This is a genomic window from Paenibacillus elgii NBRC 100335 (assembly GCF_004000865.1).
Lineage (GTDB): Bacteria > Bacillota > Bacilli > Paenibacillales > NBRC-103111 > Paenibacillus_G > Paenibacillus_G elgii.
This window is the reverse complement of record NZ_BIMB01000036.1, coordinates 51,660-67,258: the sequence shown is the minus strand read 5'-3', so window position 1 is coordinate 67,258 and position 15,599 is coordinate 51,660. Positions and strand designations below refer to the sequence as shown.

Annotated in this window: 11 protein-coding genes; 10 read left to right on the top strand and 1 reads right to left on the bottom strand. The window is 52.1% G+C overall.

The window, feature by feature from the left end; translation table 11 throughout:
• Positions 1-74: 74 nt before the first annotated feature.
• The 5 genes from PEL01S_RS23285 to PEL01S_RS23265 all read left to right on the top strand — a co-directional run bounded on the left by PEL01S_RS23285 (position 75) and on the right by PEL01S_RS23265 (position 6,973).
• On the top strand, positions 75-1,784 hold the full coding sequence (locus tag PEL01S_RS23285; protein ID WP_127462004.1) for a sensor histidine kinase: 1,710 nt from the start codon (positions 75-77) through the stop codon (positions 1,782-1,784).
• On the top strand, positions 1,781-3,196 hold the full coding sequence (locus PEL01S_RS23280) for a response regulator transcription factor (protein ID WP_127462003.1): 1,416 nt from the start codon (positions 1,781-1,783) through the stop codon (positions 3,194-3,196). The genes PEL01S_RS23285 and PEL01S_RS23280 overlap by 4 nt, the downstream gene beginning before the upstream one ends.
• 253 nt (positions 3,197-3,449) lie before the next feature.
• Positions 3,450-5,102, top strand: coding sequence for an extracellular solute-binding protein (locus PEL01S_RS23275; protein ID WP_127462002.1), 1,653 nt, complete (start codon positions 3,450-3,452; stop codon positions 5,100-5,102).
• A 74-nt stretch (positions 5,103-5,176) separates the two neighbouring features.
• The gene (locus PEL01S_RS23270) at positions 5,177-6,067 is read left to right on the top strand and encodes an ABC transporter permease (RefSeq protein WP_127462001.1); all 891 of its coding nucleotides are present in this window, start codon (positions 5,177-5,179) and stop codon (positions 6,065-6,067) included.
• Between the two features lie 15 nt (positions 6,068-6,082).
• The gene (locus PEL01S_RS23265) at positions 6,083-6,973 is read left to right on the top strand and encodes a carbohydrate ABC transporter permease (protein WP_108530292.1); all 891 of its coding nucleotides are present in this window, start codon (positions 6,083-6,085) and stop codon (positions 6,971-6,973) included.
• A 125-nt stretch (positions 6,974-7,098) separates the two neighbouring features.
• Here PEL01S_RS23265 and PEL01S_RS23260 read toward each other — a convergent pair whose 3' ends face one another.
• A complete protein-coding gene (locus tag PEL01S_RS23260) occupies positions 7,099-7,938 on the bottom strand; it encodes an AraC family transcriptional regulator (RefSeq protein ID WP_063178737.1) in 840 nt (279 codons plus the stop codon).
• Positions 7,939-8,099: 161 nt separating this feature from the next.
• On the opposite strand from PEL01S_RS23260, the gene PEL01S_RS23255 reads away from it, so the two are divergent.
• The 5 genes from PEL01S_RS23255 to tgl all read left to right on the top strand — a co-directional run bounded on the left by PEL01S_RS23255 (position 8,100) and on the right by tgl (position 15,568).
• Positions 8,100-9,092 carry an aldo/keto reductase gene (locus PEL01S_RS23255; RefSeq protein WP_063178739.1) on the top strand — a complete coding sequence of 331 codons (993 nt, stop codon included), beginning with the start codon at positions 8,100-8,102 and terminating at the stop codon, positions 9,090-9,092.
• 230 nt (positions 9,093-9,322) lie between these two features.
• Positions 9,323-10,909, top strand: a complete 1,587-nt coding sequence (locus tag PEL01S_RS23250; protein ID WP_127462000.1) for an ArnT family glycosyltransferase — start codon at positions 9,323-9,325, stop codon at positions 10,907-10,909.
• A gap of 226 nt (positions 10,910-11,135) precedes the next feature.
• A complete protein-coding gene (locus PEL01S_RS23245; RefSeq protein ID WP_127461999.1) occupies positions 11,136-13,088 on the top strand; it encodes an LTA synthase family protein in 1,953 nt (650 codons plus the stop codon).
• 240 nt (positions 13,089-13,328) lie between these two features.
• Complete coding sequence (locus PEL01S_RS23240) at positions 13,329-14,645, top strand: deoxyguanosinetriphosphate triphosphohydrolase family protein (protein WP_127461998.1); 1,317 nt, start codon at positions 13,329-13,331, stop codon at positions 14,643-14,645.
• An 89-nt stretch (positions 14,646-14,734) separates the two neighbouring features.
• Positions 14,735-15,568: a spore coat transglutaminase TGL gene (tgl, locus tag PEL01S_RS23235; RefSeq protein WP_127461997.1), complete on the top strand. Its 834-nt coding sequence runs from the start codon at positions 14,735-14,737 to the stop codon at positions 15,566-15,568.
• Positions 15,569-15,599 lie beyond the last annotated feature (31 nt).

Here is a 15,599-nt window from a genome sequence, read left to right as displayed (position 1 = left end):
TGCCATTAGCGCAGGTGGTGGGAGTGTTCAAGAGCAACGCTTACTCAAGGAACTCTGAAGGGGGTTCATTCCCGGTGACATTAAAGAGAAGGATTTTTCTCATATTCTTTTTCAGTTCCTTGGCTCCCTTTTTAAGTATTTTTATCATTTCTTATTACACGATTGATTCCATTTTCGGTAACAAAGTTGAAAGCGGAATCAAAAGCAATTTAAGACAGGTAGAGCTTTCCTTAAGGAATTCGATCAGCAATTTGAACCATATCTCGCAGCAATTGGCTTACCGCGGTACCCTGGGCAAGCAATTGGACGAGGTACTCCGGCAATCGGAGGATCCGTTCCAACGGATGAAATCCAGAGAAGAGCTGGAAAACGAGCTGAACCTCATCACATTTACGAATCCGAACATCGGGTTGACGATGTACTATTTTAAGAAGGAAGGTACCGTCCAGTTTGCGAATTTCCCAATAAAAGAAAATTTTTCACCGGAAAAGTTGCCACTGCTTGCCCAATATTACGGCATTGCCTATTACGGTCCCCATGTCAGCATGAACCAGTTTGACGATCAAGTGGTTTTGTCTGCTTTAAGACAGGTGGAGCTGCCGGACCGCGACGACGTTTATGTCTATATCGAATCCGGCTTCCGGTTAACGCAAGATATTTTGAACAACGACCAATACGGAGGGGCTTTGTCCCACCTTATTCTGGATGGTCACGGTCGGATTGCCTACAGCGAGGTTCCGGAAGTATTTGCTAACGGGGCTCAATTTCCTGATTTTTCTAAAGGGGAGGGGGCCGGACTATACAAAGGCTATCATTGGTTTAAGCAGACTTCGGCTCAAGACTGGAGTGTCGTTTCCGTTATCTTACAGGCTGATTATAATTTGGAGAAAGACAGATGGGTCCTGCAAATCCTTCTTGTAGCGCTTCTGTTTCTTGGCGTTACCTTATTGCTGGCCTGGTTGCTATGGAAGATGGTGTACAGGCCGCTGAACCTTTTTCATAAAGAAATTAAATGGATGTCCCAAAATAAAGTGATGACCCATCATCGACAACAAACTCGCATTATCGAATTTGATCATCTATTAAGCCAATTCTCGCGGATGAGAGAGCAAATCTGGGATTTGTTTAACGAGGTGAAGGAAAAGGAGAAGAATCGGGTAGATCTCGAAGTAGAAAAATTGCTCTATCAGATTAACCCCCACTTCCTGATGAATACGCTGGACACCGTCCATTGGTTGGCCGTCATGAACGGACAGCAAGAGATCGACCGGCTCGTCCAATCCTTAAACAAATTACTGTATTATAACCTGGGTAAATTGGGACAAGCCTCCACGATTGAGGAAGAGATCGACGCATTGAAACAGTATCTGATTTTGCAGCAAATCCGATACGACTTTCAATTTGATGTGCGGATTGAAGTGGACGAGAAAGTGCTGACCATGCCCGTTCCGCGATTTATTCTTCAGCCCCTTGTTGAAAATTCCCTTTATCACGGGTTGAGCGATGACGGCTATATTCAAGTCAACGTGATACTCGATAAGGATATACAGATTTCAATACATGACAACGGTTCGGGGATGTCGGAGGAAACGATTCGCGAGCTGCTGAATAATCGCACGGTGGAACAGAAGAAGGTCGGCATGGGAATCGGTATGAATTATGTAAAGCGAATGCTGGAGGCTCGCTATGAGGATAAAGCGAAGCTGGAAATAAAGAGTGAAATCGGTAAGGGCACGAGCGTGTTACTCACCTTGCCTATTGTTGGGGAGGAAAACCGGCAATGATAAGAGTACTTGTAGTGGATGACGATAAGTTAGTCCGCAAAGGTCTGATTTCGGCTATGCCTTGGCAAGCGTTTGGCATGCAGGTTGTCGGTGAAGCTAATAATGGTGCGAAAGCGTTGGAGTTCCTGGAATCGCAGCCCGTCGATTTGTTGTTGACCGATTTGGCTATGCCGGTGATGTCCGGGATCGAATTAATGCGGACGGCCCGTAAACATTATCCTCATCTCCACATGGTCGTATTAACGCTCCATCAGGATTTTGAATATATCCAGGAAGCGCTCAGGCTTGGAGCTATTGATTACATTGCCAAGGTACAATTGGAGAAGGAGCAGTTTGAAGAGGTCCTTGGCCGAATCGCCGGCCGGATAAGCGAGCAAATGCCCCAAAGTCGCCAAAGTCAAAAGACCTTTATTCCCGATGAAGTAAACGAAGTATACGAGAAGGGATTCGTTCTGTTGTCTTTAGATCGCGAGTCCGGCCCTAATGGGCTCCATGAACTGAAACTTGAGGCGGACGATGCCTTGATGGAAGCGGATCGCAGCAGTTGGATCGGGTTGTCGATGAAGGGGGAAGAGAGCAGGCTGTTTGAAACCTTATCGGAGAAGGCGCGCACGTTACCGGCCAGCATGCTGCTTATTTTATCCGATCTCCATGGACGTTCGTGGAAGGAGATTCAGCAATGGGTCAGAGCTTATGCGGAGAAGGAATTGTTTTACGAGTATCGGCCGGATTGTCCCATCGCTTCCGCCTCCATGAAAGACGGTTTCGAATCGTATGCCGATCCGGATGACGAACAGCTGGCAAGGGTAAAGGAAAGCTGGCTGACTTCAGGCTGGTTTCATAACGATGATTTATATGAGAAGCTCATTGGCGATATGAAGTCGCTGAGACTGCATAAAAGCCAGCTGCTCGGGCTGTTATATTCGCTTGTGATGGAGTGGAACCGCTTGTTTGCCCAGACTCCAATGGGTAAAATTCAAAGGCTCCACGCTTTTCACTCCTGGTTTCAGGTCGAACAATGGCTAGGCAAGCTCCGAAGAGACATTCAGGAATCCACGGGGCACGCTTCATACTCCCAAGAAATTAGAGATTGCATAACAAAAGCGGTTGCGATGGTTCAAGCCGAAATCAATCGGCCTCTGACGGCAGCCCAATTGGCGCAACGATTGAACATAAGCCGCAGTTATTTCAGTCAATGCTTTAAAGATATTATCGGGAAAACGTTCAACGAGTTTTCTCGCTCCGTTCGAATCGAAAAGGCGAAGGAGTATTTGCTTAATACGAACGATACCATTGCATGGATTGCCGAACAAACCGGGTATTCCGATGAAAAATACTTCAGCAGAATTTTTCGCGAGTTAACGGGCATGCTTCCGAGCGAATATCGGATGACGCATCGAAAAGGCAAATGAGCGGAAATCTTGCGGACGGTCAAAAAGAGGAAAGGCGCTCGCACTGACGGCGCCTTTCCTCTTTTTGTACGGGTAGATAAATGTTCAATTCAAGGGGGGACAGATGTCAGAAAACGATCGTATGCACACCTGGATGAACGTATGAATTGCATGCATTTGTCTACCCGGATTTGCGCTCGTTTCCTATCCCGGAGTATCGTCTATTTCTTTTATACTAAAATCAAGGCTGAATGATACGAAAGAAGGGGATTACATGTCAAAACAAACCGTCATGGTTCTACTCGCCGCTTCTATGGTTACCGTAACGGCGTGTTCCGGCACGTCAGGCGGGCCAAGTGCAACGGGCAGCACGGAAGCGAATTCTAAACCGGCTGTGGCTGCCGATCCTTTTGGAAAGTACGAGAAACCAGTTACCCTCAATATCGCGTACAGTGTGGATCCGAGCTTTAAATCGAGTAAAGGGGAAACTCCCGAAAACAATGTCTGGAATAAAGCGATCAAAGAAAGCTTAAATATTGATCTGAAAATCGCTTGGCAGGTCGCCAAAACGAATTTTGATCAAAAAATGAATTTGGCTATCGCCAGCAACGATTTACCTGATGCGATGGTAGTCAACCAGGTGCAGCTGAATCAAATGGTGAAAGCTGGAGAGATTGAGGATTTAACCGATGCCTACAACAAATATGCGTCCCCCGCTGTCAAAAGAATCGTTGAAAGCACGGATGGGCTTGCCAAGAGCCAAGTAACCTTTGACGGCAAGATCATGGCTGTTCCGTCCGTAACCGCGGAAGATTTCAGCTGGCTGTGGATTCGTAAAGATTGGCTGGATAAGCTCGGACTGCAGCCTCCGAAAACAATGGAGGATCTGGAAAATGTAGCAAAAGCCTTCGTGGAACAGGACCCTGACGGAAACGGCAAAGCAGACACCATCGGTCTTGCGGCAGGCACGGGCTTGTACAACGATTTTACCCAAGGTCCGCCTAATTTTGACTTTACCGCCATTTTTTCGGCATATAACGCCTATCCGGGATTTTGGGTAAAGGGCGCCGACGGGAAGCCGGTGTACGGCTCTACCATGCCGGAAGCCAAAAAGGCTCTTGCCAAGCTGCGAGACATGTACGCTAAAGGCCTCATCGATAAGGAAATAGGCATTCGCAAGACGCCGGAAGAAGTTGTGATCAGCGGAAAAGCCGGCATGTTCTTCTGCGGGTTCTATGGGGGGTATTGGCCGCTGCCAAGCGCCTGGCAGAACGATCCGAAGGCGAACTGGCAGGCTTATGCGCTGCCGCTGGGAGAGAACGGCAAGTACAACGTCATGACAACGAATCCTTCGAATACATTCCTTGTTGTACGCAAAGGTTATGCGAATCCAGAAGCACCGATCAAGATCAATAATTTTTATCTTAGAGACGAGTCTAAATACGGGAACGAATTCATGCTGATCCGCAACTTCTTTGCGCCTCTTGACGAAATAGGGTTCGAGATGAAAGCTGCGAAAGAGGTGTTGGCGGGCGCCAAAAAGCCGGAAGACTATGCGGACAACACGGAGTATAAGCTGTTGAAGAATACGCTGGAAACCATTAAAAACACCAAATTGCAGCCTTACGATAACATCGACATCCAGAATTGGAACATGGCTGACAAGGATTTCATGCGCTCGTATTCCTTGTTCGTAGGAGGAAGAAACCATTTCGATCCGAATGTGAATAAAATCAAAAGCTTGTCCTATACACGTACCCAAACGATGGAAAACAAGTGGACCAACCTGCTTAAACTGGAAAAAGAATCGTTTTTAAAAATCATCATGGGCTCTGCCCCGCTGGATTCCTTCGATCAATTCGTTAAAGACTGGCAGAAGCAAGGCGGCGATCAAGTGACGAAAGAAATCGAACAAACGATGAAATAACAGGAGTTGCAAACGAAGGGCGCCGGCATTGGTCCGGCGTCTTTATCGATCGGATATTAAGGAGGGAAGGCGGCTTGAAAAACAAGGGATTCGCCAAACATTATTATCTAATGCTTCTCCCGGGGTACGTATGGCTAGTCATGTTCAGCATTGTTCCGATGTTTGGGATTCTCATTGCGTTCAAGGACTATCATCCTGTTCGCGGCGTGATGGGCTCGAAATGGATCGGATTGGATCATTTCGAATATATGTTTTCGCTCAATGACAGCAAACTTATATTTTTTAATACCTTGTTTATCGCGGTGATGAAGATAGCAGCGCATCTCATCATTCCGGTTATTTTTGCCCTGCTGCTTCATGAAGTGCGGATCGTGAGGTTCAAGAGGTGGATACAGACTCTGGTGTATTTGCCTCATTTCCTGTCCTGGGTTATTCTCAGCGGGATTATTATCGATCTCTTCTCGTATACCGGACCGGTCAACAACCTCCTTTCCATGTTCGACATCGAACCGATTCTGTTTATGGGAAAGCCGGAGCTGTTTCCATTTCTTGTTGTGGGCAGCGACGTATGGAAGGAATTTGGTTTTAATATGATTATTTATTTGGCCGCATTGACGGGAATTAATCCTTCCCTGTACGAGGCGTCGGCGTTGGATGGAGCGAGCCGTTGGGATCGTCTCATCCATGTTACGCTTCCGGGAATAGCGCCGACGGTTTTCCTGCTTCTCATCTTAAGCCTTGGCAACGTGCTCAATGCCGGCTTCGATCAAATCTTTAACCTGTATAATCCGCTTGTGTACTCCACCGGTGATATTATCGATACCTGGGTATACCGCGAAGGTCTGCTGAATTTGCAGTATGGGTTGGCTACGGCCGTAGGACTGTTAAAATCAGCGGTAGGTTTTATCTTGATCACCATTTCCTACTATCTCGCCAACCGATTTACAAGCTACCGTATTTTCTAAGAAAGGAGCGCTGATATGGTTAAAGAATCGACTACCGTCTCCAAAGTGTTCGACGTCATCCTCATCCTTGTATTGGTATCCGTGGCGCTTTTGTGCGTCCTTCCCATTTGGTATACGCTGATGGTTTCGCTAAGCGAAAAATCCGCTGCCGCCGCCGGCATCGTCCGTTTATGGCCGATTGGAGCTAACTTGGTTTCTTATCAGCAAATTATGCGGGACAGCGAATTTTTCCTTTCCTTCTGGGTGTCCGTGAAGCGTGTCGTGTTGGGGGCTTCTCTCAGCTTTATCGTCACCGTGCTTATGGCTTACCCGTTATCCAAGAGTAACCGGGATTTTCGCTTAAGAAACATTCTTATGTGGGTGCTGGTGTTTGCCTTGCTGTTTAACGGCGGACTTATTCCGCTTTACCAAACCGTAAAGGCTTACGGGCTCATCGACAGCATTTGGGTTCTGGTACTCTCTGGCGGGTTGCCTATATTCAACGTGATCCTGGTCATGAACTTCTTCCGGAACTTGCCCAAGGAACTGGAGGAGGCGGCTTTGGTGGATGGAGCAGGCCCCTGGTACACTTTGTTCGTCCTGTTCATACCGCTTTCCGTACCGGTCCTTGCTACGGTTTCGCTGTTTAGTATTGTCGGGCACTGGAATGAGTTTTTCAGCGGGCTGGTCTTTATGACGAAGCCTGAAAATTATCCGCTGCAAACCTATATTCGGCAGATGGTCGTCCAGATTGATCCCGCTCAATTTAATACGGATTCGGAAACATTAAAGCGCTTGAACGAAATTTCCAACCAGACCTTGAATGCAGCTAAAATTTTTATCGCCATGCTGCCGATTCTGGTCGTTTATCCTTTCCTGCAAAAGTTCTTTATTCACGGCATCACCCTCGGTTCTGTTAAGGAATAGCTCTGTAACATTGGACGTCTGACCGGCTGCCTTGCAGCGACGGATTCAATCAACGCTCCTTTGCAAAAAAACTTTCTTCTTGCGGGAGGTTTCCCGGGTCGGCTGAGGCGGCAGCCCCGCCAATTCTACCGGTTCCTGTAATGGCTGGGAGCCAGCCCCTTCATCTTCTTGAACATGCGTGAGAACAACAGCTGGTCCTTATAGCCGACCGAATAGGCAATCTGGCCGATCGACAGCGCGCCGTTGTTCATCAGCTCACAGGCCTTGTCCATGCGATACCGGAGGAGGAAGTGCTGCGGCGATACGCCGAGCGCTTCCTTGAACAGCCGGGACAAGTATTTCCGGCCGAGACCGATCGAATGGGCCAGCTCCTCTATCGTAAAATTCCTCGAATAATTCGTTTCGATAAATTCCAACGCTTGTTTTACATACCTGTCCCGCATCGGGACAAAAGCTTCCGGCGGCATGTCCTCTTCCTCATAAGCTTCGTCGGTCAGTATGGACAAAAAGTCATACAGCGCGCCCAGCAGCTTTATATCCCGGCTCGGGGATCTCTTGCCGGCTTCGAACATGCGCTGAAGGCAGTCTTCGATGACCTCCGGCCTGCGGCACTCGAAGACCGGCTGCTCCGGACGGAGGCGGGCCCGCTGCAAATAATGCTTCGCCTGCACCCCGTTGAAGGCCGCCCAGGAATACGTCCAAGGCTCGTCAAGGTCCGCCTGATAGGACGATACCGTGTCCGGGGATACGAGAAAGCCGTATCCTGCCGACAGCTCGTACGTCTGCCAAGGAGTCCGGTACACGCCGCGTCCGCGATGGACGTAATGAATTTTATAATGATCCTTCAGACCGGGTCCCCAGGAATGTCCGGGTGCACAGTCCTCCATCCCGCAATAGTACAGCTTCAAATCCGTACCCGCCTCGTGCGGTCCGGGCTTGTGAACATATGTAAAGGCACACACCATCGCCACCTCCGCTCCATGAATCGGACCCGCCCTGAGGGGAATCAAGTGACATTATACTATATTTGTCCAGCATGCTGACATACGATTTTCCAGTGGAACGCGCTACAATGGAACAAGAAAGTGCAGGTCAAAATCACCTGGATGAAGGAGGAAATACGAATATGTCCTACTTACCGAGCGGCGACCGGTATGACACGATGAAATATAACCGGCTCGGAGCCAGCGGGCTGAAGCTGTCGGCCGTTTCCTTGGGCTTGTGGCACAACTTTGGCGGCGGCGACATCTATGAGAACGGCCGGGCTATGGTCCGGCGCGCATTTGATTTGGGCATCACGCATTTCGATTTGGCCAACAACTACGGGCCGCCTCCGGGATCGGCAGAGGAAACGTTCGGCAAAATCCTCCACTCCGATCTCCAAAACTACCGCGACGAGCTGATCATTTCAACGAAAGCGGGCTACTACATGTGGCCGGGACCTTATGGCGAATGGGGCTCCCGCAAAAATATGATCGCGAGTCTTGATCAGAGCCTTAAACGGATGAAGCTGGACTACGTCGACATTTATTACCATCACCGTCCGGACCCGAACACCCCGCTGGAGGAAACGATGGGCGCGCTCGACCACCTCGTGCGCCAAGGAAAAGCGCTGTATGTCGGCATCTCGAACTACCGCGCCGACCGGGCGGAGCAGGCGATCGCCATACTGAAGTCGCTCGGCACGCCGTGCGTTATTCATCAGCCGCGCTACTCCATGCTGGACCGCTGGGTCGAAGACGGCCTGCTGGATCTGCTGGAGCGGGAGGGCGTCGGCAGCATCGCTTACTCGCCGCTCTACAAAGGCATCCTGACCGACCGTTACTTGAACGGAATTCCGGCGGATTCCCGCGCGGCCGGTTCGAGCGTCTTCCTGAAGCCGGAGGAGCTGACGGACGAAGTGATGGGCCAAGTGCGCAAGCTGAACGACATCGCCCGGGAGCGCGGCCAGAAGCTGTCGCAGATGGCGATTTCGTGGGTGCTCCGGGGCGGCCGGGTGACCTCCGCTCTCATCGGGGCGAGCAAAGTAAGCCAGATCGAGGATGCGGTAGGCGCAGTAAGCAAGCTCGAATTCAGCAGCGAAGAGCTGGAGCGGATCGAAGCCGTGCTTGGGAAGTAAGTAAGCCTTCGGCACAAGTCGTGCGTGACTCAGAAAGTCCAAGAGCCGCGCACGGCTTTTCTTTTCCGGACGGGCTGCCCTGTATGCTTAGACATCGATTCTCATCTGTGAGAGCGCATTCCTGAATTGCCTCTTTTCACCAACACACTCTCGTTCTATAATGGTGCTAAATGCCTATTTTTTGACGAATCTGGCCGCAGTTATTTTTCGGACGGGAGAAGCTTTAATCGATGCTGAGAAGAAACGCATTTCGTTGGGGATTATTTCTGTTTTTCTTTCTAACCGAGCTTGCGCTCGGCTTTTATATCAGTTATATCGTCGGGTACATGCATTCGGACGCGCTCAGCCGGGTAGCTAACGCTTTCTATGTGCTGTACAGCCGTGACCCTCATCTGGGGGCCATCGGCTTTGTATGGAATCCATTGCCGAGCCTTATGGAACTGGCCGTTCTGGTGCTGTATCCGATCCTTCCGGAGCTGGCGTCCTATGGTCTGGCCGGGGTGCTCGTTACCAGCGTCTTTGCCGGGCTCACGGCACTGCTCCTATATGACGCAGGGCGGCGTAACGGCTTGTCGTTCGGCATGAGCCTCGGACTTAGCCTGCTGTACTGCCTGAATCCGTTCGTGTTCCTGTTCGGGGCCAACGGGCTTAGCGACGCGCCTTATATTTACTTTCTCATGTACACCGTGATCCGGTTCGGCGACTGGCTCAAAACACGCCAAATCAGCCACTTGGTGCTCGCGGGCTTTGCGCTGGCCCTGGCGTTCTGGACGAGGTACGAAGCCGTACCCTTCGGCGTATCCTTGGGCGCAGCGCTGCTGATCGTTCTGCTGCTGATGCCGCCGGGCGAAGGGGAAAAGCCGCTGCCATGGGCGGAACGGGCCCGCAAGGTGGAGGCCACCTCGTTTATTTTGCTGCTGCCCGCCGTGTTCTCGGGGCTGCTCTGGATTTTTTTCAACTATATTATTATGGGCGACGCGCTTTACTTCCTGCACTCCGAATATTCCAATCAGGCCCAGTCCGACGCGCTGAAGGGCGACGAGAACTTCAACCGGATCTTTAACAGTCCGCTACTGGCCCTTGTCTTCGTGGCTAAAAAGACCGCCTGGTTTTCCGTGCCGCTGGCGGCCATACTGCTGATTCGTACGTTTGCGGGACGGCTGCTGCGCTGGGAGACTTTGGTGCTGGTATGCCTGTTCCTGTCCATTCCGGGACTGCAATTTGCGCTGCTGATGAAAGAGTCGTCTTTCGGCTGGTTCCGCTATTTTATGTACGTGTACCCGATCACGGTAGCCTGGATTCCTTATGAACTCGGCTTGCTCCGGAAGCGACGGGCCGCCTTCACGGTTGTGGCTGCCGGACTGCTGACGACTTCCGCGCTGCTGTCGTATGCGGTGACCAATCCGCAAATTGCGCCCGACGAGAACACGTTTCTGACGATCAAGAGCGGGAACAAGTATTACCAGAGCCAGATTTTGGACCGATCCGTGGCAAAATGGCTGGACGAGAATATGGGGGATGCGACCATCCTGACCGACTCGGCCTCGGCGTTTACAATTCTGGTAAACAGCCGCAATACGAAGAAATTTCTGATTACGAGCGATTATGACTTCAAGAAGGCCAAGAACGATCCGCCCGGCAACGGTGTCGATTATATTTTGATCCCACGGCCGCTGCCGAACGCCGATAAAAGCGCCATTAATACGAAATACAAGGATTTGTACGAAAAAGGCAACGAATGGGCCGAGCTGTATCATGATTTTGACAACGAGTGGCGGCTGTACAAAATAAAAAAATGGCAGCCCCCCGCCTCATAAAGTGTTAACCTTTTGTAAATCTGGGTAATAAGAAAGAGCAGGTAAAGCTCTCCGGAGCGAGCCCTGCTCTTTTTTGCCGATAACGGGGATAAAGTCCTATGCCGCAAGGGCCAATTTCTCCCTTTCATCTTAAATTCATTTTTCTTTAATGTTTAGCTTTTACAATAAGTTAAAAATTGATTCCGCAATAAGAACGATATGCGGGCTGATAGGAGTGTGAGAAGCGATGCGTCCCTTGGATGTCCAAGGACAGCCGAAGTCATCACGGTCAAAGCTTGCCCGCATGGGTTGGAACAGCTTAATCGTTGCCGCAATGATTGTCATTCCCCTGCTTCTGGTATTTGGCATGGAACTGATAGGACGGGGAAATGTGCATGAGACCTGGACTTGGCTAACCGCCGATTGGAAGCTGTTCGGATTGAATGCTTTGATTGTGTTTCTGGTGTTTTCGTTAATTTACTGTATTATCGGGTCGCTGGTGCTGTCCGCCGGCATTAGCGCCCTGCTGCTTTCGATTGTATCGCTGATCAGTTATTTTAAGGTAAAGCTGATCGGCGAGCCCTTCTTTCCATGGGATATTTTCCTGAACAAGGAGAGCATGAACATCCTGCCGCTGGTTACGTCGCGTACCGCCCTCGTGCGGATCGGGCTGGTCTTCGCCATCGTGGCCGTGATTTTCCTGTTCCGCTTGTGGATACCGCGGCTGTCGCTGCGCCCGGTAACCCGGATCGTCCTCGGCGCGCTGTGCGTCTTCGCTTTGTACAGCTTCGGCGTACGGGCGCCGTGGACCGGAACGCTGCTGGACCGGGCGGGAGTGAGCGAGATCGTCTGGAACCAGCAGGAAAACTACGGTACGAACGGGCTGTCCTTGGCGTTCACCATGAACGTAAAAAATACGATCGTACCGAAGCCGCCCGGCTACAGCGAGCCTTCGATGGCAAGTCTTGCCGAGAGCCTCAACGAAATGGTCGGCACGTCGACGGCCAATGCGGCAAGCGCAGCAAGCGCGGTGAAGCCGAACGTCATTTTTGTGATGAACGAAGCGTTCTGGGACCCGACCTTGCTGCCGAACGTCACCTTCAGCGAAGATCCGGTGCCTACGATTCACAGACTTGAGCAGGAAAGCACGTCGGGCTATCTTCTATCGCCGCAGTTCGGCGGCGGCACAAGCAATGTCGAGTTCGAGGTGCTGACCGGACAGTCGATGAGTTTTCTGCCGGCCGGGTCGGTGCCGTATCAGCAGTACATCAGCAAGCCGATCCCGAGCTTGGCCAGCTATTTCAAGGGCCTCGGCTACAAGAGCGCTGCGATCCATTCGTACGAAGGCTGGTTCTGGAACCGCGAGAACGTCTACAAGCATATGGGCTTTGACAGCTTCCTGAGCAAGGACGGCTTCGAGAACCCTGAGTACCGCGGCGATTTCATCGCGGATGACGAGGTGTCGAAGCACATTATCAAGGAAGTGGAGTCCAACGCCAACCCAACGTTCATCTATGCGGTCACGATGCAGAATCACGGCCCTTATGACGACCACCGTTATGGCAACGACAATCCCGTTAAAGTTCAAGGCAGTCTTGACGACACAGCCCGCGATACGCTAGAAACATACGTACACGGCGCCCGCGATGCGGACCGCAGCCTGCAGTTGTTGATCGATCATTTCCAAAACTCCAGCGAACCGACGATTGTCGTGTTCTATGGCGATCATCTGCCGATGCTTGGGTACGATTACGACGTATATGTGCAGTCCGGGTTCATTCATACGGCCAAATCGGATCAATGGTCGCTGGAGGAGCTGAAAAAGATGCATAGCGTGCCATTTGTCATGTGGTCCAACTTCGACATGCCGAAGGAGCAGGTGCCAGTGCTGAGCAACTCGTTCCTGAGCGCCTATGTGCTGGACCGGCTGCAGATGGAGAAGCCGGCCGCGTTGGCGTACAATGCCGAGCTGTCCAAGAAGATTCCGGGCCTGCTGCGCAATCTCGTCATCGATTCGGACGGACAGATGAATGCGTCGGTTCCGGCTTCGGCCGCTGCCGATGTGGAGAAGTACCGGGAGCTTCAATATGATGAACTGTTCGGAAAGCAGTATCTCGCCAAATATACCGGAGGTCCTTCTGCCGCCGGGGCGACAGATCCGGGAGGCGGGGGAGCCGTACCGAATGCCGCCGGGCATTAGCATCGCGCGACGCTGAATAACGGATGGTTCACAGCAACGAACTGACGGTTGGACCTTGGTCCAGCCGTCTTTTTGCGCTTTTTTTGCTATAGAGGCCCCCGCATCCGCTTCGACAGCAGGACGTGGGACAAGCCCATGAGGCGCCCCTTTTCCTTTGCAAAAGGAATATGCTACAATTTGCTCAACAACCTATGATGTTATTTTTCATGACATAGGAAGCAGAGTAACGGGGGGATTATGATGGACTTGCGTAAACTGCGTTTGGACGAACCGGTGGCCGGGACGTTCAGCGAGGAACGGGACGAATACGAGCGGGATTATGCCCGGCTCATCCAATCCCCGGCTTTTCGGCGGCTGCAGGGCAAATCGCAGGTGTTCGGCGCCGGGACTGGCGACTACTATCGGACAAGACTGACGCATTCGATCGAGGTGTCGCAAATTGCCCGCGAGACGGCGCGGCGGCTTGGCGAGCATTACGAGTTTTTGCGGCGGAAGGAGCATCCCGGCTTGATGATGGACCCGGCGGTTGTGGAATGCGCTGCGCTGGCGCATGATCTCGGGCATCCGCCGTTCGGGCACAAAGGGGAAGAAGTGCTGAACCGGCTGCTTGCCGAAGAGCACGGTCTGGCCTATGAAGGCAATGCGCAAAATTTCCGGCTGCTGATGTTTCTGGAGAAGCGCGCAGGCAGCGGCAGCGGCCTCGATTTGACGGCAGCGGTGCAGCTTGGGATTAATAAATACCCGTATAACCTGGACACGCCCGGACGGATTAAAGGTGTGTATCCGATGGAATGGGAAGGCATCAGCTACCTTCGCGACAAATGGAACATGCCGGCCGGCTGTTCGACGCTGGAGGCGCAGCTCATGGATTTGAGCGATGACATCGCTTATTCGACGCACGATATCGAGGACGGCATCCGCGCCGGCAAAATTCAGATGAACCGGACCTTTTTCGAGGACGATCGGCTCGCTATGCATCTGGTGGAAGAGATCGAGGGCGACCATGGGAACCTGGAGGTCGGCTGGGACCAGGTCGATATCAAGGCGATGGTCAAGCGTGTGCTGGCTTCGTATCTGGAGCAGTGGGAGGAAATCTACGCCGAGTGCGATAACGAGGCTTCACGGACCCGCAGGGAGATGAAAGCCCGCTGGGTGAGCGCTTTTGCCGGGCGGGTCGGCATTATCGACGATCCGAAGAAAGGCTGGAAGCGGGTCACGTTCGTTCGCGACGGTCAGCAGGATTTGGAGCTGCTGCGGACGATGGAAATTTTGAAAAAGCTGGCTTGGGTGACTTTGATCAAAGACTTCCGCGTGCAGCGGCTCCAGAAGCGCAGCGAAATTATGATCCGGCGGCTGTGGGACAGCTTCAAGGTGCCTGAGGAAGGGCGTCTGATCATTCCGCCCGATTGGATCGAAAATTACGAGCGGCATAAAAACCGCTGGACGTGGCCGCGCTTCGTGGCCGACTATCTCTCGGGCATGACGGACGCCTACGCGGAGAAGGTATACGCTGAGCTGTTCGCAAGCAAATCCGGTTCGATCTATGAGATGGATTAAGGCTTTTGGGGTCTGATCCTGGCCCTCCCGGGCATATACTGGGAGCGAGCGCTAGTATCGCATCTCTGACGAGGAGGTGACCGGTCCCCATGATCGTTATTGCGGACGGCCAAACGTCGGTCGATATATCCGGCTGGGAACCGCCCGAGAGGGACATCTACGAGGAGAAACACAGGGACCCCACAACGTACCAATATGACTCGGAAGGGGCGCTGCGTTTCGAGCTCAGGCTGCGGACGGCGATTGTCCAAGCGGCCAAAGATATGCAGCACAGCGCGGCGTCGTTCGCTTCCTTCAAGAAATCGCGCTGCAACGCAGCCTATTGGATCCGTACGGATTCCGGCGGATTCCAAATGCGGCAGGACGTCCGGTCCGCCGCGGCCATCCGTGATATTTTCTCGAACGGCCGGGCTTATGCGTTCGAATGCGCTACCGCGATCATCATCGTGTTGTACAAAGCGGTGCTTGAGACGATCGGAGATCAAAAGTTCAACCGGCTGTTCGCCAACCTGTATTTGTATTCTTGGGAGGTAGACAGCGACCTGCGGCTGATCACGATTGCCGAGAAGATGCCGACGTATTCGGGCGACATCCTGTATTTCAAAAATCCCGACGTCGATCCGGAATGGATGGAGTGGCAGGGAGAGAACGTGGTGAAGCTCGGAAGCGACAGCTATTTCGGCCACGGGATTGGCATCACGAATGCCGCAGGCATCATTGCCAAGCTGAATAAGCACCGCAAGCCGGGAAGCACCGAGTCCGCTTATTTGATCGATCAGGTAACGTACCCGAATTACGTTTATTTGTACGAGGCGGCGTCTTCCCGGGTTCCGGTTTCCCAGACGGCGCTTGCTTGGCTGCCGCCGGAAGCCCGCGGCCGGATTGTCGTTCGAATCGGCGGGAGAACCGCTATCTACGCTTGAGGCACGGCTTTGAGGGATCTTTCGACACGCG